This window comes from Ruegeria sp. AG7 (assembly GCF_056541545.1).
The window spans coordinates 1-23,438 of record NZ_JBQFYP010000027.1; the positions used below are offsets into that span (position 1 = coordinate 1).

The window sequence follows — 23,438 nt, forward strand, 5'->3', positions numbered from 1 at the left end:
CAAAGCCCTCAACCGCATGACCCGTCTAGGTCGTGCGACCTATGAACGTGTCGCATAACGAACCGGGGAAAGGGGCAAATGCGGCCCAAGCGCTATTCGTGCAACGCGGTCCAGTCGAATTGAAACCAGATGACAGACGCACAACAAATACTCGACACCGTCCAATCTGATCCGGATGAGCAATTGATCGTTGATCGAATTTATTCCGCCGTAATGGAACAAAAGCTGGCTCCACGAACCAAATTGAGTGAACAAACCTTATGTGAGACCTTTGGCGTTGGTCGCATGCGCGTCCGCCGCGCATTGTTGTTGTTAAGTAGCCAAGGCATTGTTGAACTTCATTCCAACCGCGGTGCATTCATTGCTTGCCCAAGCCCCGAAGAAGCCCGAGACGTGTTTGAGGCCCGCTTGATGATCGAAACCGGTATCGTTCGGGATTTGACGCGAGAAATTAGCAACGCGGGGGTCAAAGCGTTGCGGCTTCATATCAAAAAGGAAGATGAGGCTAGGGCAAGGAACGACCAAACAGAAATTATCAGGCTCTCTGGTGAATTTCATGTCGAGTTAGCTAAATGCCACAACAACGCAGTTCTCACTCGCGTCGTCAGGGAACTGGTGACCCGGTCTTCTCTGATCGTGGCGCTGTTTGGAACCAACAAGGACTCATCTTGCCCCGATGATGAGCACGCGTCGATCATCAATGCGATCGCGAGTGGTGACCCGCAATCTGCGGTAGACAGCATCCAACACCACCTTCTTCACGTTAAAAACAGCCTGGATCTGGAAAAAACCCAAAAGGTTGAACCTGATCTGGCTAAGATACTCACCGGACGCATGTAATTGGTTCTGTCGCAAACTCCGTCCGAACAGGATCGTTGAACTAAAAGGGCATTCTGGCCGGGCCTTTCTGAAAACGTGCCGCCGAAGGAATCCGAGCGATCCGTGCAATACGGTCGCTTCCCGGCACGCGACCAGCCCGTCACTAAGGACAATAACCTGTTCGTCATGGCAGGGCACCGCCAACAATCTGGGGCTGCTGAAAACTCGGCAGCCCCATCGTTTCGGAACAAGTTGGAAACGGCGTTACTTCCCTCGATAAACCAGCCAGTCCGGCAGAATTGCGAGCGCGCGGATCACCCAGGAAAACGGCGCCGGGAAATCCGTGCGGAAACGGCGCCTTGTCATGGCCTTCAACACACGGGTCGCGGCATCTTCGGGCGTCATCAACATGGGCATACGGAATTTGTTTTTCAGGGTCAGGCGGGTCTTGATGAAACCGGGATTGATCAGACGCACAAATACTCCGCTGTCTCTAAGATCAAAACGCATGGTTTCGGCTAGGCTGATCAATGCAGCCTTGCTGGCGCCATATCCGATCGCGGCGGGAAGACCGCGATACCCCGCCAGCGATCCGATCAGGGTAATGTCGCCCCGATCCTGCGCAACCATCCTTGGCACCACTTCGCCCAGGACACGCATCGCCCCGGTGAAATTGACATCCACCATGGTCAACGCGGTTTCGCTGTCCCACTCTGTTGTGCCCATGGGTTCGTAGGCGCCGACATTATAAATCACACCGTCCACATCACCCGCCGCCTGCGCCGCGCGACGCACGGAGTCGCCATCGGTCACGTCCAGCGCAAGCACGGTTGCACTGGTCAACTCGGCATTCAGGGTATTCAGTCGCTCGCGATTACGCGCCGACAAGATCAGGTGCGCACCTTCTGCGTCCAGTCGCTTCGCCAGGGCTCGCCCCAATCCTTCGCTAGCTCCGATGAGCCAATATGTCTTGTTTAGGAAATCGGTCATTTGCCGACGTCACCTAACGGCTGGCTTTCGCTTATAAGAGCCGCGGGCGCAGGGCGTTTCCGAAGAAACGGCGCGCGTTTCAGATACAGGATCGCCGCCTGCCAATGGATCAGCGCCAAAACCCGCACCGCACCCAAGGGTCGGCGGACGGCGGCCCAAAGGAGCGACCTGTTTGTTGCCGCACGCCGCTCTCCGGATAGCGTAGCCAGAACGCCCTGGTCTTCATTTTCAAAGGAAATGCGAATGTCGATCCGTGTGTCACTGAAGCCGAAATTGAACCGGTAGTGACCAGCAATTCTCTGAAACGGAGACACGTGCATGAGTTTCTCGGCAACCAGAGTGTCACTACGTGCGATCGGGCGAAATCCTTCGTGTGCGCAAAAATAGCAATGTCGCTGGCCGAAGGTGCTGTTAACCTCGGCAACAAAGGCCCTCGGGGTGCCATCAACCAGCGCAATCCAAAAGCTGACCGGGTTGAAATGAAACCAAAGGAAGCTTGGCTGGGTCAGAAGCAAAAGTTGTGCGTCCTTGGTTCGAAACCCACGCTCTTGCAGAACCTGCTTGAACCACGCCAACCCGCGCCCGTCACCCCGTGTTCCGCCATGCTGACGATCCCACAGCGACCATAGATTGAACCGGTTTCGCGACAACAGCCAAGGCGCCTTAACACCAAGATCGGTCAACACAAAATCGACACCGTAGCTGAAGGTGTTCTTCAGCTTTCCGCGTCGGGCATGCAGGGTTTGGGCCTGAATATGTTCCAGCATCATGTGTTCTATACGCGGCCGCGCGGCTCATGGATCAGAACGCGTTGAAAACTATTCTCGTGCTTTTCTGATCCAATTTGACCGGCGCCGCGTAACAGCCTCATAACGTTGTAAAGATGAGGACGGCATGTTCGATCAGATTCACGGCCCAAGAAAGAAAATCGCAATTGTCGGCGGTGGTATATCGGGCCTCTCGTCCGCCTATTATCTGGCGCCCTACCATGACGTCACCCTGTTTGAAGCAGCCCCGCGTCTAGGCGGGCATGCCCGAACCGTGATGGCGGGCAAGAACGGCGACCAACCGGTCGACACCGGTTTCATCGTGTTCAACTACGTAACCTATCCCTACCTGACGCGGCTGTTCCGTGATCTCGACGTTCCGGTGATCAAGAGCGTGATGAGTTTCGGCGCCAGCATCAATGATGGCTGGCTGGAATACGGTCTGAACAACGTGGGATCGATCACTGCGCAAAAACGCAACCTGCTGAGACCGCAGTTTTATAAGATGATTGCGGACATCATTCGCTTTGGAAAGCGTGCTGAGGCTGCCGCTACGGATGACAACAAGACCATTGGTGAACTGGTCGAGGAGCTGGGCCTCGGCGATTGGTTCCGCAACAACTACCTGATGCCGATGTGCGGAGCGATCTGGTCAACCCCGGTTGAAGATATAGACCAATTCCCGGCGAAATCGCTGGTACAATTCTTCCGCAACCACGCACTTTTAGCCGGCTCTGGCGAACATCAGTGGTGGACGGTGAAAGGTGGCAGCATCGAATATGTCCGCCGGTTGGAATCCGCGCTTCTGGCTCGCGGCTGTGTCATTCGCACCGATGCACCGGTTCGGCATGTCCAGCGCGACGCGCATGAAGTGCGCATCTTTGCTGACAAGGGCCCATCAGCTTCTTTTGACGAGATCATCATGGCTTGCCATTCGGACCAGGCCCTCCAAATCTTGGGGCAAGACGCGACACACGCCGAAGCCGCCGCTCTTGGCAACATCCGCTATCAACCCAATACGGCTGTTCTGCATTGTGATGAAAATCAGATGCCCCGGCGGCGCGCCTGCTGGTCAAGCTGGGCGTACCGGTCGCAGGATGGCGACATCGGCCTCACTTATTGGATGAACAGGCTGCAGAATATCCCTGAATCCGATCCCCTGTTCGTCACCCTGAACCCGTCGACCGAGATCCCTCAGGACAAAGTTTATGACGTAGCGAACTTCGCCCACCCGATGTTTGACAAGGCAGCGCTCAAGGCACAGCGCGACATTCGGGAAATGCAGGGACGCAACCGGACATGGTTTGCCGGAGCATGGAACCGGCACGGGTTTCACGAGGACGGTATCGCCAGTGCAATGCGCGTCGTGCGCGCCCTGAATGAACGTCACCTAATCACAGGAATGGAAAATGCGCTTAATCAACAAGGCTCTGAAATCGAATTTTCTATCGACCTGCGAGCGACTGCATGACGGGCAGCTGATCCTGCGCACCCCCGAGGGCGAGCGCTACTGGCCCAGCTACTTTGCCATGCTCAAGCGCAGCTTGGCCGAGGGTGGGCGCGTGTTGTTGCAAGCGATCACCGTCAAAGACAGCTTTTTTGACACATACAAGTCCTCGTCCGATTACATCCGCCAATACGTTTTCCCTGGCGGCATGCTGCTGTCGGACCGTGTTATCGAGGCCCAAGCCAGTAACGCTGGATTCGCAGCTTGCGACAGCTTTGCTTTCGGGCAGGATTATGCCCGAACCTGTCGGAACTGGGCCAATAACCTTACCGCGCAAAAGCGTCGCGTTTAGGAATTGGGATATGGCGAGAGCTTCTTCTGCAACTGGCAGTACTATCTCGAGATCTGTGCCGCGTCCTTTGCCGTGGGGCATACCAATGTCGTTCAAGTGGAGATGGCCCATGCGTAGTTTTGTCTTTGCTTTTGCCTTGCTCGCCTCGCCAACGGGTACGCAGGCGTCCGCAATCAAATCTGTGCTGCCCGATGCCGAAACGCGCGGCACGGCAACTTTTCGTTATATAGGCTTCCCGCTCTACGAAGCTCAGCTCTTCACCAAGTCCGGAGCACCTCTGGACTGGAGCAAGGATTTCGGGCTCGAGCTGAAATACCTCCGCAACCTGACAGAACTTGATCTGGTCGAAGCCACCATGCGCGAACTGAGCCGTACCGGGGCCACCCTGCCAGTGCGCGGCCAGTTGGAAATGTGTTTCAACGATGTACGCAAGGGTGACCGCTATGTCGCCATCTCCAAGGGGCCAAACCAAATCGGGTTCTGGCACAATGGAAAACGGGTTTGCACGCTAAGCCATCCTAGGATCAAGAACAGGTTCATGTCGATCTTTCTTGGCGAAAACACACGTTCGGAATCCTTCACCCGGAAACTGAAGGGCGAGTGATGCTTTACCCGCGTGTCAGCCTCTATGCGCTGATGCTGGCCGCGGCTGGCATTCCGCTTTACATCCACTTGCCGCGGTTTGCTTCGGTTGAGCTTGGCATCGGGCTGGGGGCAATTGGCACGATCCTGTTGGTCATCCGGCTGGTCGATCTTGTTCAGGACCCACTGATTGGCTGGGCAATCGACCGCTGGCCACGGGCACAAATCCTGTTTGCCAGCGCCGCGGCGCTTGGGCTGGCCATCGGCTTTCCATTGCTATTCACCGCTCAACCGGGGCCAAACGCGATTCCAAGTCTGGTGGCAATCCTTGTTCTGCTCTTCTCGGCCTACAGTCTTGGCATGATCCTGCTCTATGGACGCAGCGCCACTCTGGCAGCCACACCGACGCCACGCTCTCTGATGACGCTGGCGGCGTTTCGTGAGGGTGGCATGCTGGCTGGCGTGGTGATTGCCGCCATTGCACCGGCTTTCCTTGTCACCTTTGGGGCCACCGGTCAGGGATACGAAGCGTTTGGCCTGTTTCTTGGAGCGCTGGCCCTTGTCGTTGCCGTGATCACCCTGCCGATCTGGCGTCGCGAACCCATCGAAGGTGACCGTATGTCCCTTGGTGCGCTCCGCCAAACTGGCGCTCTGAGACTTCTCGTGTTGGCACTGGTCAACAGCCTACCTGTTGCCATTACCTCGACATTGTTTCTTTTTTTCGTGGAAGACCGCTTACAACTGCCGGGCAAAGCCGGCCCCTTGTTGATCCTGTTCTTTCTCAGCGCAGGTTTCAGCGTGCCGCTATGGGCCCGTCTGAGCCAAAGAATGGGCTCGAAAGCCACGCTGTTGGTCGCCATGCCCTTGGCAATCCTCGGCTTTGTCGGGGCCGCGTTCCTAGCACCCGGCAGTCAGGTTGGCTTTGCCGTGATCTGCCTGGCATCCGGCGCCGCCCTGGGGGCCGATATGGTTATCCTTCCGGCTATGTTTTCGGTGGCGCTGACCCGGGCGGGTCTAAAGGCATCGTTAGCTTTTGGCATCTGGTCCTTTGCGGGCAAACTTGGCCTTGCTGTGGCCGCTTTCGCTGTTCTGCCCGTGCTGGAAAGCAGTGGCTTTAGACCCGGCGCGACAAACAGCACTGAGGCCCTGAATACATTGAACATCTCTTATGCCGTCCTTCCCTGCATCCTGAAACTCGGCGCCTTGGCGCTTGTCCTGGCGCTTCCTACGGAGAACCCAACCCAATGAAACTCCTTACTGCCCTGCTCATTCTTGCCGCTCTGGTCATGGCGGCAAAGTCCATGTTTCTCAGTTTTCGCGCACAAACCCCGTCAGACTATGCCGATACAAGCCCTGCCTTTTCGCTCAAAACCCACCTGAGCGGTGAAATCCTCTCCGAAGGTCTGATTTATGGCCCAACCGGAAAGATGACGAACAGCTTCGTTGCCAGAATGGTCGGTGAATGGGACGGCGACACTGGTACGCTGAGCGAAGAGTTCACCTATTCAAACGGCAAAAAGCAAAGTCGCAAATGGTTCCTGAAGCTCAGCGACGGCAACACGTTCACCGCCACCGCCGACGACATTGTCGGCGAGGCACGAGGAGTCGTTTCTGGGTCAACAATCAAGATGGAGTACAAGATCATTCTGCCGAAAGATGCTGGCGGTCACACGCTGACAGCAATCGACTGGCTTTACCTAACCGAAAGCGGCGTCATCATGAACAAATCTGAGATGCGCAAATTCGGCTTCAAGGTGGCCGAGCTGATCGCGACCATGCGCCCGGACCACGAAGCACGACGCTGAACCGGGATGGGACCCGAACAGAAGGACCTGTCCTGATGAACAAAATCTACCCATTCTTGCGATGACAGTTGCACTGGCGTCTGTTGTGTTTGCGCCGTCTCCGTTGATGACAGATGAATTCGCAGGCTACCGGCCCGAACAGTTTCCTGTCACCATGGACTTCTGGCCGGATCAACCCCCGGGGTGGGGCTTTGGCATCTGGGGTGTGATCTATATTGTCTGACGTCAGCGCTAATGGGACAGTTTAGGTTGATTTGATAAGAGAGGGTTTCTGGCACATCGTAACCACCAAGGAGTGGAGATGAGACAGACACCCGGAATCAAGCAGAGCCATGGCGAGATGGTCGTCAAGTCGCCGCCTATGCGCCAACAGGACAGCTTTGCGCTCAGGGACCTTGCCGTCGCCAGATGCGTAGAGCTCTGCAAAAGATCGCATTTCCGTCAAAGGCACTCCTGTCGAGCGAAGTGACGCCAATAACTCCAACCAATCGACATCTGTCTTCTTGAACCTGCGTTTGCCATCCGAGCCGCGTTGGATGAAGGGCATAGCCCCGATTTCTCATGGAAGCGAATTGTCGAGATGCTGAGCCCGGTGAGTCCGGCAACTTCTGAAATCATTATACTATCAGACCCTTTCGCCCAGGCTCCTACAGTCCTGAAGCTACTTCAGGTCAAGCGTCTTTTATAGAGCTTCTCAGCAATCGGCTTTCGACGACAGTGCAGCATAGGATAAATAGGACTCTCAACTTCCATTAGATTGGTCGCCGCATGCCCTACTGCCAGATGGTAGCGCTCAGGCAAAAAGGCCAGTTGCAAACAAATCAGGCGTTCGCCCACTGCCCGCAATGGGTTTCTTTCAACGTGCCCTGTCCGGCGTGTCTTCCGGTTCACGTGCAATCAGGGCTTCGATCTGCTGCGTGACAGGTTCCGGCAACGCACCGTGCGAGAGAGCTTCCACAAGTCCTTCGATCTGTTCGACGGTGCGAGCGCCTGGAAGCCAGATCGTTTTCATCGGCACGAAGGGCGAATTGGACGGCGAATGGCTGTCCATCACGGCAGTTGGAGCATCATGGCTACCCTTGCCGCGTTTGGTGTGGCGCTGTTCAGCGCGCGCGATTTGCTGGCGGCCGCACGCAGCACGCGGTTGAATGCCGTCAACGCGGCCTCTCTGGTCACGCAACTCGCGCCCCGACAACATCTGCTGATCACGGGTGGCACCGGTTTCATCAGGCAACGTCTGGTCGAGGCCCTGGTTGCTGGTGGCCACCACGTCACCGTCCTGACCCGCAACCTGCAAAAGGCCGACGCATTGCCCCATCCGGTACGCCTGATCACCTCACTCGAGCAAATTGACAACACAGAGCGCTTTGACGCCATCGTCAATCTGGCAGGTGAGCTGGTGGCAAACGCGCATTGGACGCGTCGGAAACGCCCGCATCCTGCAGTCTCGGGTCGTGATGACGAAAGATTTCGTCGCACTGATCCGCAGGCTGGATCAAAAACCATCTTGCCTAATCACCGGTTCCGCCGTGGGCTGGTATGGGCCGCGGCAAGACGAGATCCTCACCGAAGACGACACCTACCACCCCGTCTTCATCCATGAGGTGTGCGACACATGGGAGCGCGCCGCTGCGCCAATCGTGGGTATGGGCATCCGGGTTGTGCAACTGCGTAGCGGTCTGGTGCTAGGGGTAGAAGGCGACATGCTGGCCCGAATGCTGACACCTTTCGAATTTGGTGCCGGTTGTCAGCTGGGGGATGGACAACAGTGGATGCCCCGAGGAACGCCGCGCCCGCCGCACAACGCCGGAACCCAGACGAATCCCAGTGTTGCGCGAGGCAAGGGTAGGACGTGTTACGGCTTGGCTTGCTTGTTGGTGCACAGACCCAGAAGCGCATAAATCGGGCAGAATTTCATGAAGGCCGTCAGCACAAACACAGCTCCAAGCCAACCCCAGGGGCCGATGGTGCCGGTCAGTGCCAGAAGGATCAGCACGCCACCGAGGATCAGGCGCAGAACCCGGTCGACAGAACCAACATTAGACGTGAATTGCATGGTCGAATCTCCTTGATTATCTGGTCCAAGATTCGCTGTTTTCCAAACCGTGTTATGTGACGAGGTCACACAACTCCCGTTCTGGCATGGTGGTGCAGGGCTGGGCGATCCTGCAGATAAATCACACCTCGCTCAAGCCTGACCCATCCCCGATGTTCAAAATCCTTGAGGATACGGGACATGACTTCGCGTGCGCTGCCCAGTTCGGCCGCAATGCGCTGGTGCGTGGTGCGGATATCGCCCGAATGTGCGCCTTGATCCAAAAGCCACTGCGCCAATTTCAGGTCCATCCGGTTAAGTAGAAGATCATCGATAACCTCGGACAGTTCAACAATGCGTTGTGAAAACGCCATGAAGACCGCACCTCGAAATTCTGCATCTGTGGCCAGCAACGTGTTGAACTTGTCCCGCCCGATGGCCAGCGCCGTCACCGGCCCCTCGGCATAACCGAACCCTGAATAGGGGATGTCCGACAACATGCACGAGGTCGTCATAACGCAACTGTCGTACGGGCCAACCCGATAAAGAACAACGGTCCGCCCTGACGGGCTGGTTTGTTCCACTCGGACGATGCCCGAACGAATGATCAAAAACACCTCACCGTAAGCGCCCGGTGCAAACAGTTGGTATCCGTCTGGTATGGCCAGACGACTTCCTTCGGACTTGAGCCGGTCGAGAATTGCCTGGCTCCAGTTCTGTTGGGTCACTGCTTTACCTCCGTATCACGCTCTCTTCCGGGTTTTTTGCCTTGGGACCCTCGCGGGCAAACCCAATTAATCTGTGACGAACCCATCTGCACAGGATCAATGTTGAAGATTCTGTCAATTCAAGCCTTGAATACCAACACCTCATGGGTCCGAAACGAGCTCCATTATCTTTTGGAAGGCTTCCCCATTCCTACGGGTTCCCCGGAACGACTGTCCCCGTTGCGTTTGAGTGCCGGAACGTCAAAGTCATCGCTGTCAGATGGGCGGAAGTCGAGATGACTTCTGAGAGCCGATTACCGGCCTAACAACTGGCGGGACAATCGCCTCTCCAGCTCCGTCTGTGCAGTTCTCAAAGAAATCTGCGACAGAACCTTATTGTTTCAAGGATGAATATCATTCTCAGGGCACCTCGAGATCATAGAAGTGTTCTGCGGTTTCTCTGAACACAGCCGATTGGGCCTCAGCCGGAACCAGATCACGGTAAGCCTGTACCAGCGATGTGTAATTGCCATAGAGTTTGTCGACCGGGAAATTCGAGCCAAACATGACCCTCTTTGGTCCGAATTGTTCAAGGCAAATCTCCACGATCGGGCGAATACTCTCAGGCGCCCAGTTGTGATCGAACATGCCCAGACCTGAGAGCTTGCATGAGACGTGCGGCAGATCGGACAGAGCGCGCAATCTTTGAGCCCAGCTTTTCAGGCCCGCCGGAGTGCGGTCATATGGTGATCCGGCATGGCATAGAGCGACTCGTGTATTCGAGGCTTGCGCGAGAACTCGGGTGGTTTTTCCGATCAAATCAGGAATGAGCTGCAGATCAAAGCTGAGGTCACGCCGTCCAGCCTCCTTCAGTCCGTCCAGAAACCGCGGATCGTCCAACAGGAAATTGGTTCCCGTCTGCGCGTCCTCTCCGGGTGCGCGCCCGACGATCTGGCGCACACCGCGTACAGTTGGAAGAGCCTGAAACGTATCAAGCTGGGCGTGTAGGTCAGCCGAGGTCAGGTCACAGAACACAACCTGCGCCATTGGCCAGTCTGGATTGGTTTCGGCGACAGCTTGAACCCACCGGGCTTCGTCCAGACCGTTTTTGGCTCCCACCTGGATATGGATCGAGGCACCGACTCCGCAGGGCGCGGCTTCGGACCGGAACTCGCGCAGTAGATAATTCCGTTGAATCGGCGTCGGGTCGCCAAAGAACCTTTCCACCCCGCGCGCCATCAGCCAGGGGTAGTTTACAGCTTCAAGGTCCCAAAGGTGGTGATGGGCATCGATCCAGCCGGTCATGTTCGCGGTACTTTCGACATGCGCCCCAAAATATCGACACCCTGTTGTTTCCAGAAGTGCAGCAGGTCAATGAAAACCCAGTTCTCGGCCAGCTTGTCACCCGCGCGACGATAGATGTCGATCACACGGAATTCACCGGCCTTGTCTGTGGCGGGCATACCCATGAACCCGCCGGTGGGCCGCGCCGTGAAATTCGGCCAGCCGAAAAAGCCGCCATAGTGACCCTCAGCCAAGCGGCAAATGTGCTTGGTCTTCGAGCGGTCCGTTAAGGATGCGCGGAACGGGCCTGAGTGCTGCTTTGCATAACGCTCAATCGTATAGGTCGCACCGATCCCGGCGGGCCCCCACCAAATCATGTCTTCGCTCCATGTCTGGCGCAATTCTTCCTCAAGGCTCAAGCCGCTGTTCCATTGGCCGAGATCGGAAATCATGGCATTGATCGTGTCGAGAGTTTTCTCGCCTTCTTCGGCAGGCTGCGGGCTGAACATCAACCCGTCATGCGTCATCGGTCCGGGTTGAACCAGATGGGCTGCAGTTTGAGGCGGGAAGGGCTGCAACCCGACCTGCATCATGAAATGCGGGATGTCGAAATACATCGCCGTTTCGGCGATCTTGCCATTCTCGATCTTGTTGAACTCACAATAGCGCAAAAACGCCATCTTGCCCGTGGGGGCGATGCCCAGCCACGCATTGTCGAACAGGCCCATCAGATGCCCCATTGAAACAACCCAGACCGAGGTGAATCCGTCCATCTCGTTTTTTCCGGCCATGAACACGTCCATCCGGCGCTGCATTTTCCTTAGACTTTGCTTCAGGGGACGCCAGAATGCCTGTGCTACGTCATGGGTGCCCCGAAGCTCATCAAACGGGTGGAAACCGCGCCACAGGTAGTCTTCTGTGCAGAACTCAGACAACGTGTTGGCGATATCCGATTCTTTTACGCTGCTGAGCGCCGTGTAGTAATCCAAGATGATCGATTTTTGGATTTCATAGGACATTATTATTTTCTTTCAGTTCTTTAGTCGCTGCCAAGGGGCGAATTGCGAGGAAGATGAAGTCGGCTTTTGCACACGCATGCAAAAAAAGCTTGCCAGATGTTTCTTTTGTTGTCTATGGTTTTGCAAGCGTATGCACTACGAGTGCAACAGGGAGGACAGAATGGCCGAAATTCAACTTCGCAATGTTGGAAAGCGTTGGGGATCGTTTGTCGGAGTTGACAATTTTGACCTGACAATAGCCGACAAGGAATTTCTGGTACTTCTTGGGCCGTCAGGTTGCGGAAAGACCACGACAATGCGCATGATTGCTGGCCTCGAGGACGCATCTGAGGGCGATATTCTGATCGATGGTGCCCGAGTAAATGACATGGAGCCCAAAGACCGCGATGTTGCGATGGTGTTCCAGTCATACGCGCTCTATCCGAATATGAATGTATATGAGAACATTCGCTTCCCGCTGAAAGTTCGCGGTATTGACCCTGCTACCCATGACGAAAAAGTGCGGCGCGCTTCGGCCATGGTTGAGTTGGATGACTTCCTGCACCGCAAGCCAGCGGAATTGTCTGGTGGTCAGCGTCAGAGGGTTGCCTTGGCTCGTGCCATAGTGCGCGAGCCGAACGTGTTCCTTATGGACGAGCCACTATCCAACCTTGACGCAAAACTGCGCGTTTCCACCCGCGCACAGATCAAGAACCTCAGCCACGAATTGGCGGTCACCACGATCTATGTCACCCACGACCAGATCGAGGCTATGACACTGGCTGATCGGGTGGTGATCATGAAACAGGGTGTCGTGCAACAGGTCGGTACTCCGGTCGATATATATGACACCCCCGCCAACACCTTTGTCGCCAGCTTTATCGGCAACCCGGCAATGAACCTTGTCGATGGCGAGGTTCAGGGTGGCGTGTTTCGCGCCAAAAGCACTGAGGTACACGGGTTGAACGCGCCCGACGGTCCTATCACGCTGGGGTTTCGCGCCGAGGACGCCAATGTTGTGGAAAGCGGCGGCGAGATCAATGCACCGATCTATACACAAGAGCTGTTGGGCGACAGCACCATGGTCTCGGTTCGGATCGGTGGTGCGCTGGTCTCGGTCAAGGCCGACAAAACCTATCGGGCCGAAATCGACGATCAGGTCTCGATTCATATCCATACCGACCACTGCCATCTGTTTGATGCGCAAACTGGGGCTCGCCTGGAAGGCTGAGAACCGCAAACGACACCCGTTGGGACGGGGTAACCAGGGTGCAGACTTCGAAGATGCACCCATCCATCTAGGGAGGAATATTGATGTTTCTGAAGAATATTGCATTGGCCGGCTCGGTAGCCGCCTTTGCCGCAAGCGCAGGATATGCCTGCGAAATCGGCGCACGTGTCAACATAGTCGGTAATGAATTTGCGGCCATCCAGGCCGTCGCAGCCGGAGCAAAGGAATGCACCGGAGCGCCGGTAGAATCCAACCTGACATCCGAGCACCAGACCATCAACGTGGCTGGCCTGTCAGGCAATCCGTCGGAATACACAACCGCAATCATCGCCAATAGTTCGGTTGTGGCACTGATGAACGAAGACGTTATTCGTCCGCTCAATGATCTGGTGGAAAAATATGGCCAGGACCTGCAGCCTGGGCAGCTGATCAAGATTGGCGACAACATCATGGCCGTCGCCTTTATGGCGAACGCGCAGCATCTGATGTATCGCAAGGATGTTCTGGAACAGGCTGGCGTCGAAGTGCCGACCACCTATGAGGAAATGCTCGAGGTGGCCGAGGCCATTCGTGCGCAGGGCATCATGCAAAACCCGGTTGGTGGAGCCTATGCATCGGGTTGGAACCTGGCGCAGGAATTCAACAATATGTTCCTTGGCTATGGCGGCAGCCATTTTAAACCCGGTACGGCGGAACCCAACGTGAATTCTGAGGCCGGTGTCAACGCCCTGAACATGATGAAGGCTTTGTCGGAATACATGAATCCCGACTTCCTGACGCATGACTCTAATGCCACCAATGCCGAATACCGCGCTGGCAACGTTGCGATCATGAATATGTGGGGCTCGCGCGCATCGCAGCAAACCACTACCGAAGGTGTGCTACAGGCGGTGATCGATGGCCATGCGATTGGCGCTCCGCTGACGGTTGGCGGCGGCACCACACCAGCGACGACCCTGTGGTGGGACGGTTGGACTGTCGGAAAAAACATTCCGGATGCAGAAGCTGAGGCCACGTTCATTGCTATGAAGCACGGCATCCGCCCGGACATGCTGAATGATGAAACCACGCCTCTGGCAGTCTGGCTTATCGAAGGTTACCAGCCTGGTAAAGATGCCCAAGGTGTGTTTGCGGCAGCCAAGATGGGTACACTGCCCTATCCGATGTTGCCTTACATGGGCTTGATGCACACGGCGCTCGGCAACGAACTTGCGGACTTCATGCAAGGTAAGGAATCAGCCGAGCAGGCATTGGCCGATGTCGAGGCTGCTTATCGGGCTGCCGCCATCGAGCAAGGTTACCTTCAATAAGATGTGCCTTGTGCGGGCGTTCTTGAACGGCGTCCGCACAAACACACCGATGAGAGGATTGCAACGTGCGCCATAAGACATTCCTTTGGTTCTTCTTGCCCACAGGTCTTGCGATGTTGTTGTTCATCGCCATGCCTATTGTCTCGGTGGTGACCCAATCGATTTTCGCCCCGCACCCGGCCGTTCTGTTGGAGGTTGAGAACTGCACCCCGCTTATCGGATGCACAACCGAGACCACTGTTGATCAAGCGGCCACTGCGGCCCTTCGCGCCGAGCAACCTCTGGGCCGGTTTGTGGGATTGGACATTTACTTTAATCGAGGCCATCTGGCGACACAGGAGTTTGGTCAAATCTGGGCCTCGAGTGACAATTGGGGCGAGTTTTTCTCGGAGCTCGGGAATTTGCCCTTTTATCGGGCAATGGCGTTTACGCTGACCTTCGTAGCTGTCGTGACACCGCTCACAATTGTATTGGGGCTGTTGATTGCGTTGGCGGTCAACTCCTTGCACCGGCAACTCAAGGGTCTGATGATCTTTTTCTCTCTTCTGCCCATGATTGTGACCCCGCTGATCGGCTCGCTCATCCTGTTTTGGATGATTGACAGTCGCGGGGTGATCGGAAACGCCCTCGTATATCTGGCCGGAGATCCGAATTTCAGCCTAAAAGCCTCAACAGGGCTGATGTGGGTGGCACTGATGGTCTATGGTGTTTGGCACGCCGCTCCTTTTGCCTTTGTCGTGTTCTATGCTGGTCTGCAAACCTTGCCCCAAGACCAGATCGAGGCTGCCCAGATCGACGGGGCTACGCGCTGGCAACAGGTCAAATTTGTGGTTGTTCCCCACCTCATGCCTCTGGTCACATTTGTTGCGCTGATCCAGTTGATGGATAACTTCAAGGTGTTTGAACCTATCATCGGCTTCAGCGCACAAGCGCATGCGCAATCACTCAGCACCTTCATCTTTTACGATCTCGGTGGCGAGACTCGGCAACTGTCTTCCGCTGCCGCTACCTCTGTGATGACGATAATCGGGGTCGCCATTCTTCTGTCGCCCGTGCTTGTCCGCACCTGGCGCGATTTCAAAGGAGCGAGATAATATGGCCAGCCGCGCACAAAGAATGCCTACAAGCCTTCGGATCGCCTCGTCCCTGTTTGTGCTCCTTTGGTTTATCCTGGCCGCCTTTCCGTTCCTTTGGACGGTTTGGGGATCGTTCAAGGTCGAGCTGGATTTCTTCTCGATCGCTGACTGGACCAACGCCCTGACCGGCGCCCGAACCGAAGCGGTTTATGGCTCGCCGTTCACCACCACCGGATATGAGGGCGCATGGATTCAGGAAGAGTTCTGGCGCAATGTTCTGAACACCGGGATCGTGTGTTTCTTTGTAGTTACCATCTCGCTGACCATCGGAACGTTAGGGGGTTACGCCCTTTCGCGGTCAACCTATAACTACACATTTTGGCTTTTGATCACGGCGTTGATTTTCCGTGCAATGCCGCCAATCACTCTGGTCTCAGGATATCTTCTGCCCTTCTTTGAATGGAATGTTTGGGGGATTCTTCCGACCACCATTATCGTGCTGGTGGCAATCAACCAGCCGTTCACCCTGTGGATGCTGCATTCCTTCTTCAAGAACATCCCAAGCGAGTTGGATGAAAGTGCTAAGGTCGACGGATGCAACCAGTTTCAGGCTTTCCGACGCGTGATCATTCCGGTGATGTGGCCGGGTGTCATTACCACCGGGCTGTTCTCCTTCCTGTTGGCCTATAACGATTTTGCTGTGGGCGCGATGCTGCTGTCCGAAAGCAACCGCACCATGGTGCCTGCCATCGCCGCCTTCCTCGGTACAACACAGACTGAGGGCAACGTGATGTTTGCTGTAGCGGCGGTGGTTTCAGCCACAGTTCCACTGTTCCTCCTGGTGATGTTCTTCCAGCGTCAGATCGTGGGCGGCCTGACCGCCGGGGCTGTGAAAGGCTGACACAAATGGGGCGCACTCATCCTCAGTCCGTATCTGCCCACGCGCACGCAGCCAGCCTGAACTTGGCTGCGCGCGGGGCCCGTCGGCCGGGACGAATTCCATTTGCTTTGATGCGCGCAGGTCCTCGTGCCAGCACACCGTCACAGCGAATAGGAACACGTTCTAAAAAGGAAAGCGCCATGAACAAGCGCGCAAATCGCCCAGCGATGGGTATTGCTACCGGAACCACGTTTGAAAACAAACAGCTTTATCGTCAGTTTCTCGAAAGCTTTGATAAGGGCCTCGGCGAGACCATGGAGACGGCCGCCAGCGAGATTTTCGCCGCAACGGCCACTACCGAAGCGAGCCATCCGATCAATGCAGCCCACGATGGCAACGGCTACGTCAGCTCTGTCATCTTTGCGATATCAGAGGCGTTCGAGGGGCTCACCCGTCAGAACTATGTGGTCACGGGTGGCGAATACCTGGGAAGCGAGTGGGTCACCTCAACCGGGTATTTCCATGGTCATTTCACGCGACCGCTTTGTGGTATTCCACCCAGTGGCAAACTGGCATTTCTGCGGTTTGGTGAATTCCACCGAATGGAAGATGGCAAGATCGTCGAATCCTATGTCTTCCTCGGCTTTGCAGAACTGATCATCGCACTCGGCCTCTGGCCTTTGAACCTACAGGGCTATGAAGGTGTCGTGCCAGGTCCGGCAACTCATGACGGCATCGTCATTGGGCCATCAGACCCAGCGCAGTCACGCGCCACAGCAGATCTGGTCGAGGACATGCTAATACAGCTGACGACCGAAGACCAAAGCTGGCGACCTTATTGGGATGACCGAATGGTGTGGTACGGTCCCGGCGGGCTAGGCTCTTATGCGACAGTGGATGCGTTTGCCGGCTTCCAGTCCCCTTTCGAAAACACGTTCGAGGGCTGGGGCGACGGCACGGATGCAGGCGTCACCGGCGTTGGTTCGAATTGCAAGGCCGGGGATGGCGACTATGCGTTCCTGTGCGGCTGGCCGCAGATCACCGGCGTCCACGTCAAACCCTTCCTGGACCTGGAGCCAACGGGAAAGCGCGTTTTTATGCGTGACTGCGACTGGTGGCGCTGCGCAGACGGCAAGATCATCGAGAACTGGTGCATGCTCGATATTCCACATCTGCTGTTGCAACTGGGTTACGACCTTTTTGCCGAAATTTCTGAACAGACCCAATGAGCTGTTCTGCCAGACATAACGCCATTGCTCGCCACCCGGCGCTCAACCGGATGCCAAGGGATTTTCTGACAGCAGGCTGACCTTCCCAGTCGACACAGAAAACCCCTTGGTGACCATAAAAGGAAAAAAACACATGAAGGGCTCCCGCCCCGAACAGGCCGTGCTGACCAAAGACACGGACATGAGCAAGACAGACGAAACCCGCGCCGTGGTCGAGGGCATGGTCGATGGTTTGAATGATCACCGCATCGACGATATCGGCGAATTCTTCGCAGAAGGGTTCCGCTGGATCGGCAACCAGGGCTGCGGCACCAAAACTGGGCTCAAGGAGTTTCAGAACAACTGGCAGCGCCCGTTCCAGGCAGCATTTTCTGATAAGACCTGCATCGACGAGGCCCGACTTTACATGGGCGAGTGGGCTGCCGCTTTTGGCCGACAGGAGGCGACTCATTCGGGCGAGTTCTTGGGCATCGCGCCCACCGGCAAGCGGGTCGAGATCCGATATATGGATTTCTGGAAAGTCGTCGACGGCAAGATCGTTGACAACTGGGTGAACGTCGATTTCGCCCATGTCGCCGCGCAGCTTGGCGTTGATCTGTTCAATGGCGAAGGCTGGGAAGCATTTGACCGGGGAGAAAAAACTCCACCCCGGCCCGAAAACTGAGGATAGAGACAATGGCTATTGAATACCTGAAACGCGGCAAACCAGAAGCTGACCGAGCAGAAGACGATGCCAAAACCCGAGCTGTTGTCGAGGCAACGCTGGCGGATATCGAAACCCGCGGCGATACCGCTGTGCGTGAGCTGTCAGAGAAGTTCGACAATTACTCGCCGGAAAGTTTCCGTCTAAGCCAGGATCAGATCGACGAATTGATCAACTCGCTGACTGAACGCGAACTGGCCGATATCAAATTCGCGCAGAAGCAGGTGACGAACTTTGCGCAGGCACAACGCGACTCGATGCTGGATATCGAGGTTGAAACTCTGCCAGGAGTGATTTTGGGTCACAAGAACATCCCTGTGCAGTCGGTTGGCTGCTACGTGCCGGGCGGCAAGTTCCCGATGGTGGCATCGGCGCATATGTCGGTCGCAACAGCAAAGGTTGCGGGTGTTCCGCGCATCATAGCGTGTACCCCGCCGTTTCAGGGCAAACCCAATGCGGCCGTAATCGCAGCGATGCATCTGGGCGGTGCCCACGAGATCTACGTGATGGGTGGGATCCAGGCCATCGGCGCCATGGCGATCGGGACTGAGACCATTGATCCGGTTCACATGCTGGTTGGCCCCGGCAACGCCTTTGTGGCCGAAGCCAAGCGCCAGCTGTTTGGCCGCGTCGGTATCGATCTTTTCGCGGGTCCGACCGAGACGATGGTCATCGCCGATGAAACTGCTGCAGATGCCGAGCTTTGTGCGACCGATTTGCTGGGACAGGCCGAGCATGGTTATAACAGCCCCTGCATTCTCGTCACCAACTCGCACAAGCTGGCCCAAGAAACACTGAGCGAGATCGACCGTATCCTCGGAATCCTGCCCACCGCAGGTACCGCCAAAGTCAGCTGGGAAGAATATGGCGAGGTCATCGTCTGCGACACCTATGACGAGATGCTGCAAATGGCCGAAGACATTGCCTCCGAGCACGTTCAGGTCATGACCGACCGCGACGACTGGTTTCTGGAAAACATGACCTGTTATGGCGCGCTGTTCCTGGGGCCGCGCACCAACGTGGCCAACGGCGACAAGGTGATCGGAACCAATCATACACTGCCGACCAAGAAGGCCGGGCGCTATACCGGCGGGCTCTGGGTCGGCAAATTCATGAAAACCCACAGCTATCAGAAAGTTGTCACTGATGAGGCCGCGGCGATGATCGGCGAATACGGCTCGCGCCTGTGCATGCTGGAAGGCTTTGTCGGCCATGCCGAACAATGCAACATCCGCCTCCGGCGTTACGGGGGCATCAACGTGCCCTATGGTGAAGGCGCACCATATCGCGAGACGGCCGAGGCGTCCTCGTAAGCGGGACGAATCTTGCGCCCGGAATCGAACGTGGCGCTACAGAATTTTTTGGATAAGAAGTTAACACGATGCGAGATTTCGCAATGGATACTCACTCTACCCACAAGGCCCTGATCGCGCCCCTGCGCGAGGCTATGTATAAATTCGACGAAGCTGGGGCACGAGCTGCGCTAGAGGCAGTAATCGCGCCCGATGCTGCCATCCACATGTTGTATCCATTCGGAGATCTGACCGGCCCGCAGGAACTCTATGACACCTGTTATGCGCCGATACTAAAATCCATGCCCGATCTTGAGCGTCGCGACTGGATCGTCATGGGTGGTCGGACAGAACAGGGCAACGACTGGGTCGGCTGCGGCGGCCACTACTTCGGCACCTTTGTCGCCCCCTGGCTGGACATCCCGCCGACCGGGCATTTGGTCCATATGCGGTTCCACGAATTCTACCGTTTCGAAGAAGGCAAGGTTGTCGAGATCCAGACACTCTGGGATATTCCCGAAGTCATGATGCAGGCGAATGCCTGGCCAATGGCCCCGTCTCTGGGGCTGGAGTTCTGCATCCCCGGCCCGGCGTCTCTGGATGGCGTTGTATCCGGACCGTGGGATGAGGTGAAATCTCTGGCCTCGTGCAATCATATCGTCGACATGCTGAAACATCTTGAGAAACACCCCAGCCAGGGTGGGCCCGAAGTGATGGAGATGGAGCGGTTCTGGCATCCGCGCATGAACTGGTACGGCCCCGCCGGGATCGGGACAGCGCGCGGTATCGCGGGATTCCGCAACTGGCACCAGATTCCCTTCCTCAACGGAATGCCCGATCGTGGCCAGCACGCTGACGAGATTACCTTTCATTTTTTTGGTGATGGCGACTACGCCGCTGTGACCGGCTGGCCGAACATGATCCAGACCGTCACCCATGACGGCTGGATGGGGATTGCGTCTTCGGGCAAACGGATCACTTTGAAGTCACTTGATTTCTGGCGTCTGGAAGGTGGGCTGATCCGCGAGAATTGGGTGTTGGTCGATCTGCTGGACGCGTATCTGCAATTGGGCGTAGATGTTTTTGCCCGACTGCGTGAGTTCAATAAGGCACGTGTACCGGGCACCATCCCATTCCCGGTCGGCGAGGTCTGATATGCCACATTTTCCCAGCACCCCCAGTTTCGACCTGAGCGGCAAGCGAGCTTTGGTCGCCGGAGCCTCGTCGGGCATAGGCATGGCCTGCGCTGTGGCGCTGGCGGAACATGGTGCTGAGGTCACTTTGGCAGCGCGCCGTGCAGGTGCGCTGCAGGATATTGCAAAAGATATGTCGGCGCAGGGATGGTCTGCCAGGGTTCTGGAACTGGATGTTTCGGACGTGGCGGCAACCGCTGAAGCTGTAGCGCAAAATGGGCCGTTCGATATTCTGCTGAACTCAGCCGGGCTTGCCCGACACGGCAAGGCCGTGGAAACACAGCCTGAAGATTTCGATGCGGTGATAGGGGTCAATGTCAAAGGTGCATATTTCCTGACCCAGGCTGTTGCCAAAGGCCTGCTCGACGTCGGCCGTCCCGGTTCACTGATCAATATCTCTAGCCAGATGGGCCATGTTGGTGGTCGCGAACGCGCGGTTTATTGTGCGTCGAAATTCGCGGTTGAAGGCTTCACCAAGGCGATGGCGCTTGAGTTCGGACCGTCAAAGATCCGGGTTAACACGATTTGCCCCACCTTCATTCTGACGGATCTGACAAAGTCGACTTTCGACGATCCGGATAAGCGGGCCTGGATTCTGGACAAAATAAAACTGGGTCGCCCGGGAGAGATTGAGGACATCATGGGGGCGGTGGTTTATCTGGCCTCGGACGCGTCGGCGCTGGTGACGGGCACGGCATTGATAGTTGACGGAGGTTGGACGGCAGACTGATGGCGACACAAAAAGTTACATCACTGGAAGTTGCCCGTCTCGCCGGGGTCAGCCAATCTGCGGTCAGCCGTGTGTTCACCCCCGGCGCGTCGGCGTCGAAAAAAACCGTTGAAAAGGTGCGCAAGGCGGCCAAGGAACTGGGCTATCGCCCGAACGTTCTGGCCCGCGCTGTGGTGTCCGGGAAAAGCCGGATCATCGGGCTTGTCGTGGCCTATCTGAACAACCAGTTCTATCCCGAGGCGCTGGAGAAGCTGACAAACACGTTACAGGAACGTGGATACCACGTGCTGATATTCATGGCTTCGCATGAGTCTGGAAACATCGACAATGTGGTCGAAGAAATACTCGACTTTCAGGTCGAAGGGATCATCGCCGCTTCGGTGGCTTTGTCCTCGGATTTGTCCGACCGCTGCCGAACGGCCGGTATACCGATGGTGTTGTTCAATCGGGCACAAGATGACACGGCAATGTCGTCAGTTACATCCGACAACGTTGCCGGTGGTCGAAAGGCGGCTGAGTTCCTGTTGGCAGCTGGGCACCAAAAGATTGGATATATCGCCGGGTGGGAAGGAGCTTCGACCCAGCGTGACCGCGAAACAGGGTTTGTTGCCGCCTTGCAGAAAGCCGGGGTTACGCTGCACGCCCGTGAGGTAGGAAATTTTTCGACGGAAGAAGCCCGGCAAGCCACGCTGAGGATGTTCGAAGCCGATCCGCCTGATGCTGTGTTTGTCGCCAACGATCACATGGCCATTTCCGTGATGGACACGCTGCGGTTCGAATTAGGGCTGAATGTTCCGGGCGACGTTTCGGTCATCGGGTACGACGATGTCACTGTCGCCTCATGGCCAGCCTACAACCTGACCACCATTCGACAGCCTGCCAATCGCATGGTCACCGAAACTGTCGATATTCTGCTTGGCAAGATTGAGGACCCCGATGCCGGCCCGCGTCGGGTCGAGATTGACGGGCCGCTGATTGTTCGAGGCTCCGCCCGCATACCTGAAGGATGGAAGACATGAAGGGATTTAATCCCAAATTCAAAGACTTTCCCGATTACATAATAGGAATCACCAAAGAAATCTGGGAAGATCGCGGCATTGCGACGCTGCACGACTATTATGCCCCGGACATCGTCGTGCGTTCGCCTGGGTCGGTGGTTGTCGGAAATCAGAATGTCATTGCTGCCACTATGGCGACCCTTGCAGAGTTCCCTGATCGTACACTGTTGGGCGAGGATGTGATCTGGTCGGGAACGCCAGAAGAGGGCATGCTGTCGTCGCATCGCCTTTTATCCACCGCGAGCCATCTCGGTGACGGTGTTTATGGCAAGGCGACTGGCAAGAAACTGATCTACCGCATTCTTGCCGACTGCCACGCAATAAACAACCAGATCAACGATGAGTGGCTCATCCGCGACCAGAGCGCGATCGTGCAGCAGATGGGCTGGGATCCCAAGGAATACGCCCGCGATCTGATCGCGCGCGAGGGTGGGCCAGACGCCTGCGTGCAGCCCCTCACGCCCGCGAACGATAGGCCCGGCCCCTATAAAGGCCGTGGCAATGACAGTGAATGGGGCCAGAAATACGCGGATATCCTGACCCGGATCATGAATGCCGATATGAGGGTGATCGAGGCTGAATACGACCGCGCTGTTCTGTCAGAATATCCCTGCGGCACGACCGGCCACAGTTGGGGGCCGGTTGATAGGTTCTGGATGGGTCTGCGCGCAGCGTTCCCACGTGCCGAATTCAAGATCCACCATCAGATCGGCCGTGACGACCCGATGATGCCGCCGCGCGCCGCGATCCGCTGGTCTTTGCACGGCAAGCATGACGGCTGGGGCGTGTTCGGCGTGCCCACAGGGGCCGAGGTCTTTGTGCTGGGCATCAGCCACGCCGAGTTCGGTCCGTGGGGTCTGCGCAAAGAATACACCTTGTTTGACGAAACCTCGATCTGGAAACAGATTCTGCTGAAGACCGGTGATCTCTAGAATGTCGAACCGTATCTC

At 56.4% G+C, this 23,438-nt stretch carries 26 protein-coding genes and 1 pseudogene; 19 read left to right on the forward strand and 8 right to left on the reverse strand.

What is annotated here, in order from left to right; translation table 11 throughout:
* Positions 1-129 precede the first annotated feature (129 nt).
* Positions 130-840 (forward strand): GntR family transcriptional regulator, encoded by a 711-nt coding sequence (locus ACR0BF_RS19390; RefSeq protein WP_480477890.1) that lies wholly within the window; start codon positions 130-132, stop codon positions 838-840.
* A gap of 243 nt (positions 841-1,083) precedes the next feature.
* On the opposite strand, the gene ACR0BF_RS19395 is transcribed toward ACR0BF_RS19390, so the two are convergent.
* Both ACR0BF_RS19395 and ACR0BF_RS19400 read right to left on the reverse strand, forming a co-directional pair.
* Positions 1,084-1,809: an SDR family NAD(P)-dependent oxidoreductase gene (locus tag ACR0BF_RS19395; protein ID WP_480555759.1), complete on the reverse strand. Its 726-nt coding sequence runs from the start codon at positions 1,807-1,809 to the stop codon at positions 1,084-1,086.
* Positions 1,806-2,576 carry a DUF1365 domain-containing protein gene (locus ACR0BF_RS19400; protein ID WP_480520755.1) on the reverse strand — a complete coding sequence of 257 codons (771 nt, stop codon included), beginning with the start codon at positions 2,574-2,576 and terminating at the stop codon, positions 1,806-1,808. Before ACR0BF_RS19400 ends, ACR0BF_RS19395 begins: the two co-directional genes overlap by 4 nt.
* A gap of 127 nt (positions 2,577-2,703) precedes the next feature.
* Here ACR0BF_RS19400 and ACR0BF_RS19405 point away from each other — a divergent pair, with 127 nt between their 5' ends.
* The 6 genes and pseudogenes from ACR0BF_RS19405 to ACR0BF_RS19430 all read left to right on the forward strand — a co-directional run bounded on the left by ACR0BF_RS19405 (position 2,704) and on the right by ACR0BF_RS19430 (position 6,985).
* Positions 2,704-4,047, forward strand: a complete 1,344-nt coding sequence (locus ACR0BF_RS19405; RefSeq protein WP_480625596.1) for an NAD(P)/FAD-dependent oxidoreductase — start codon at positions 2,704-2,706, stop codon at positions 4,045-4,047.
* Positions 4,048-4,075: 28 nt separating this feature from the next.
* Positions 4,076-4,492 (forward strand): annotated as a pseudogene (locus ACR0BF_RS19410) (class I SAM-dependent methyltransferase); the annotation flags it as partial.
* Entirely contained in the window at positions 4,485-4,979 is a 495-nt protein-coding gene (locus ACR0BF_RS19415) for a hypothetical protein (RefSeq protein WP_480625597.1), read from the forward strand. The pseudogene ACR0BF_RS19410 and the gene ACR0BF_RS19415, both read left to right, overlap by 8 nt.
* Positions 4,979-6,205 carry an MFS transporter gene (locus ACR0BF_RS19420; protein WP_480625598.1) on the forward strand — a complete coding sequence of 409 codons (1,227 nt, stop codon included), beginning with the start codon at positions 4,979-4,981 and terminating at the stop codon, positions 6,203-6,205. Before ACR0BF_RS19415 ends, ACR0BF_RS19420 begins: the two co-directional genes overlap by 1 nt.
* Positions 6,202-6,762, forward strand: a complete 561-nt coding sequence (locus ACR0BF_RS19425) for a DUF3833 domain-containing protein (RefSeq protein ID WP_480625599.1) — start codon at positions 6,202-6,204, stop codon at positions 6,760-6,762. Before ACR0BF_RS19420 ends, ACR0BF_RS19425 begins: the two co-directional genes overlap by 4 nt.
* A gap of 61 nt (positions 6,763-6,823) precedes the next feature.
* Positions 6,824-6,985, forward strand: coding sequence for a hypothetical protein (locus ACR0BF_RS19430; RefSeq protein ID WP_480607594.1), 162 nt, complete (start codon positions 6,824-6,826; stop codon positions 6,983-6,985).
* 218 nt (positions 6,986-7,203) lie between these two features.
* Here ACR0BF_RS19430 and ACR0BF_RS19435 read toward each other — a convergent pair whose 3' ends face one another.
* Together ACR0BF_RS19435 and ACR0BF_RS19440 are read right to left on the reverse strand one after the other, a co-directional pair.
* A complete protein-coding gene (locus ACR0BF_RS19435; RefSeq protein WP_480555809.1) occupies positions 7,204-7,380 on the reverse strand; it encodes a MerR family transcriptional regulator in 177 nt (58 codons plus the stop codon).
* Positions 7,381-7,618: 238 nt separating this feature from the next.
* Positions 7,619-8,080: a hypothetical protein gene (locus tag ACR0BF_RS19440; RefSeq protein WP_480607624.1), complete on the reverse strand. Its 462-nt coding sequence runs from the start codon at positions 8,078-8,080 to the stop codon at positions 7,619-7,621.
* Here ACR0BF_RS19440 and ACR0BF_RS19445 point away from each other — a divergent pair.
* Positions 8,012-8,365, forward strand: a complete 354-nt coding sequence (locus tag ACR0BF_RS19445) for a hypothetical protein (protein ID WP_480607621.1) — start codon at positions 8,012-8,014, stop codon at positions 8,363-8,365. The genes ACR0BF_RS19440 and ACR0BF_RS19445 overlap by 69 nt on opposite strands.
* A gap of 252 nt (positions 8,366-8,617) precedes the next feature.
* Here the strand turns inward: ACR0BF_RS19445 and ACR0BF_RS19450 are convergent, their stop codons facing one another.
* The 4 genes from ACR0BF_RS19450 to ACR0BF_RS19465 all read right to left on the reverse strand — a co-directional run bounded on the left by ACR0BF_RS19450 (position 8,618) and on the right by ACR0BF_RS19465 (position 11,807).
* Positions 8,618-8,818 carry a YgaP family membrane protein gene (locus tag ACR0BF_RS19450; protein ID WP_480520765.1) on the reverse strand — a complete coding sequence of 67 codons (201 nt, stop codon included), beginning with the start codon at positions 8,816-8,818 and terminating at the stop codon, positions 8,618-8,620.
* A 65-nt stretch (positions 8,819-8,883) separates the two neighbouring features.
* Entirely contained in the window at positions 8,884-9,525 is a 642-nt protein-coding gene (locus tag ACR0BF_RS19455; RefSeq protein WP_480520767.1) for a Crp/Fnr family transcriptional regulator, read from the reverse strand.
* Positions 9,526-9,924: 399 nt separating this feature from the next.
* Positions 9,925-10,809 carry an amidohydrolase family protein gene (locus tag ACR0BF_RS19460; protein WP_480484723.1) on the reverse strand — a complete coding sequence of 295 codons (885 nt, stop codon included), beginning with the start codon at positions 10,807-10,809 and terminating at the stop codon, positions 9,925-9,927.
* Positions 10,806-11,807 carry a nuclear transport factor 2 family protein gene (locus ACR0BF_RS19465; RefSeq protein WP_480484722.1) on the reverse strand — a complete coding sequence of 334 codons (1,002 nt, stop codon included), beginning with the start codon at positions 11,805-11,807 and terminating at the stop codon, positions 10,806-10,808. Before ACR0BF_RS19465 ends, ACR0BF_RS19460 begins: the two co-directional genes overlap by 4 nt.
* A gap of 160 nt (positions 11,808-11,967) precedes the next feature.
* On the opposite strand from ACR0BF_RS19465, the gene ACR0BF_RS19470 reads away from it, so the two are divergent.
* The 11 genes from ACR0BF_RS19470 to ACR0BF_RS19520 all read left to right on the forward strand — a co-directional run bounded on the left by ACR0BF_RS19470 (position 11,968) and on the right by ACR0BF_RS19520 (position 23,420).
* Positions 11,968-13,017: an ABC transporter ATP-binding protein gene (locus tag ACR0BF_RS19470; protein WP_480484721.1), complete on the forward strand. Its 1,050-nt coding sequence runs from the start codon at positions 11,968-11,970 to the stop codon at positions 13,015-13,017.
* Between the two features lie 83 nt (positions 13,018-13,100).
* Positions 13,101-14,327, forward strand: coding sequence for an ABC transporter substrate-binding protein (locus tag ACR0BF_RS19475; RefSeq protein WP_480625600.1), 1,227 nt, complete (start codon positions 13,101-13,103; stop codon positions 14,325-14,327).
* Between the two features lie 65 nt (positions 14,328-14,392).
* Entirely contained in the window at positions 14,393-15,421 is a 1,029-nt protein-coding gene (locus tag ACR0BF_RS19480) for a carbohydrate ABC transporter permease (RefSeq protein ID WP_480520775.1), read from the forward strand.
* A 1-nt stretch (position 15,422) separates the two neighbouring features.
* The gene (locus ACR0BF_RS19485) at positions 15,423-16,304 is read left to right on the forward strand and encodes a carbohydrate ABC transporter permease (RefSeq protein ID WP_480477928.1); all 882 of its coding nucleotides are present in this window, start codon (positions 15,423-15,425) and stop codon (positions 16,302-16,304) included.
* Between the two features lie 179 nt (positions 16,305-16,483).
* The gene (locus ACR0BF_RS19490; RefSeq protein ID WP_480625601.1) at positions 16,484-17,512 is read left to right on the forward strand and encodes an ester cyclase; all 1,029 of its coding nucleotides are present in this window, start codon (positions 16,484-16,486) and stop codon (positions 17,510-17,512) included.
* Positions 17,513-17,645: 133 nt separating this feature from the next.
* Positions 17,646-18,176, forward strand: a complete 531-nt coding sequence (locus ACR0BF_RS19495; RefSeq protein ID WP_480625602.1) for an ester cyclase — start codon at positions 17,646-17,648, stop codon at positions 18,174-18,176.
* Between the two features lie 11 nt (positions 18,177-18,187).
* Positions 18,188-19,528, forward strand: coding sequence for a histidinol dehydrogenase (gene hisD / locus ACR0BF_RS19500; protein ID WP_480625603.1), 1,341 nt, complete (start codon positions 18,188-18,190; stop codon positions 19,526-19,528).
* Positions 19,529-19,611: 83 nt separating this feature from the next.
* Positions 19,612-20,661 carry an ester cyclase gene (locus ACR0BF_RS19505; protein ID WP_480625604.1) on the forward strand — a complete coding sequence of 350 codons (1,050 nt, stop codon included), beginning with the start codon at positions 19,612-19,614 and terminating at the stop codon, positions 20,659-20,661.
* 1 nt (position 20,662) lies between these two features.
* Positions 20,663-21,430 (forward strand): SDR family NAD(P)-dependent oxidoreductase, encoded by a 768-nt coding sequence (locus tag ACR0BF_RS19510; protein ID WP_480520782.1) that lies wholly within the window; start codon positions 20,663-20,665, stop codon positions 21,428-21,430.
* A complete protein-coding gene (locus ACR0BF_RS19515) occupies positions 21,430-22,449 on the forward strand; it encodes a LacI family DNA-binding transcriptional regulator (protein WP_480477938.1) in 1,020 nt (339 codons plus the stop codon). The genes ACR0BF_RS19510 and ACR0BF_RS19515 overlap by 1 nt, the downstream gene beginning before the upstream one ends.
* Positions 22,446-23,420: a nuclear transport factor 2 family protein gene (locus ACR0BF_RS19520; RefSeq protein WP_480520784.1), complete on the forward strand. Its 975-nt coding sequence runs from the start codon at positions 22,446-22,448 to the stop codon at positions 23,418-23,420. Before ACR0BF_RS19515 ends, ACR0BF_RS19520 begins: the two co-directional genes overlap by 4 nt.
* Positions 23,421-23,438 lie beyond the last annotated feature (18 nt).

Coding starts and splice junctions, on each gene's coding strand:
- ACR0BF_RS19390 (WP_480477890.1), top strand. CDS start 130: ATGACAGACGCACAACAAATACTCGACACCGTCCAATCTGATCCGGAT.
- ACR0BF_RS19395 (WP_480555759.1), bottom strand. CDS start 1,809: ATGACCGATTTCCTAAACAAGACATATTGGCTCATCGGAGCTAGCGAA.
- ACR0BF_RS19400 (WP_480520755.1), bottom strand. CDS start 2,576: ATGCTGGAACATATTCAGGCCCAAACCCTGCATGCCCGACGCGGAAAG.
- ACR0BF_RS19405 (WP_480625596.1), top strand. CDS start 2,704: ATGTTCGATCAGATTCACGGCCCAAGAAAGAAAATCGCAATTGTCGGC.
- ACR0BF_RS19415 (WP_480625597.1), top strand. CDS start 4,485: ATGCGTAGTTTTGTCTTTGCTTTTGCCTTGCTCGCCTCGCCAACGGGT.
- ACR0BF_RS19420 (WP_480625598.1), top strand. CDS start 4,979: ATGCTTTACCCGCGTGTCAGCCTCTATGCGCTGATGCTGGCCGCGGCT.
- ACR0BF_RS19425 (WP_480625599.1), top strand. CDS start 6,202: ATGAAACTCCTTACTGCCCTGCTCATTCTTGCCGCTCTGGTCATGGCG.
- ACR0BF_RS19430 (WP_480607594.1), top strand. CDS start 6,824: ATGACAGTTGCACTGGCGTCTGTTGTGTTTGCGCCGTCTCCGTTGATG.
- ACR0BF_RS19435 (WP_480555809.1), bottom strand. CDS start 7,380: ATGATTTCAGAAGTTGCCGGACTCACCGGGCTCAGCATCTCGACAATT.
- ACR0BF_RS19440 (WP_480607624.1), bottom strand. CDS start 8,080: ATGGGGCAATGCGTCGGCCTTTTGCAGGTTGCGGGTCAGGACGGTGAC.
- ACR0BF_RS19450 (WP_480520765.1), bottom strand. CDS start 8,818: ATGCAATTCACGTCTAATGTTGGTTCTGTCGACCGGGTTCTGCGCCTG.
- ACR0BF_RS19460 (WP_480484723.1), bottom strand. CDS start 10,809: ATGACCGGCTGGATCGATGCCCATCACCACCTTTGGGACCTTGAAGCT.
- ACR0BF_RS19465 (WP_480484722.1), bottom strand. CDS start 11,807: ATGTCCTATGAAATCCAAAAATCGATCATCTTGGATTACTACACGGCG.
- ACR0BF_RS19470 (WP_480484721.1), top strand. CDS start 11,968: ATGGCCGAAATTCAACTTCGCAATGTTGGAAAGCGTTGGGGATCGTTT.
- ACR0BF_RS19475 (WP_480625600.1), top strand. CDS start 13,101: ATGTTTCTGAAGAATATTGCATTGGCCGGCTCGGTAGCCGCCTTTGCC.
- ACR0BF_RS19485 (WP_480477928.1), top strand. CDS start 15,423: ATGGCCAGCCGCGCACAAAGAATGCCTACAAGCCTTCGGATCGCCTCG.
- ACR0BF_RS19490 (WP_480625601.1), top strand. CDS start 16,484: ATGAACAAGCGCGCAAATCGCCCAGCGATGGGTATTGCTACCGGAACC.
- ACR0BF_RS19495 (WP_480625602.1), top strand. CDS start 17,646: ATGAAGGGCTCCCGCCCCGAACAGGCCGTGCTGACCAAAGACACGGAC.
- hisD (WP_480625603.1), top strand. CDS start 18,188: ATGGCTATTGAATACCTGAAACGCGGCAAACCAGAAGCTGACCGAGCA.
- ACR0BF_RS19505 (WP_480625604.1), top strand. CDS start 19,612: ATGGATACTCACTCTACCCACAAGGCCCTGATCGCGCCCCTGCGCGAG.
- ACR0BF_RS19510 (WP_480520782.1), top strand. CDS start 20,663: ATGCCACATTTTCCCAGCACCCCCAGTTTCGACCTGAGCGGCAAGCGA.
- ACR0BF_RS19515 (WP_480477938.1), top strand. CDS start 21,430: ATGGCGACACAAAAAGTTACATCACTGGAAGTTGCCCGTCTCGCCGGG.
- ACR0BF_RS19520 (WP_480520784.1), top strand. CDS start 22,446: ATGAAGGGATTTAATCCCAAATTCAAAGACTTTCCCGATTACATAATA.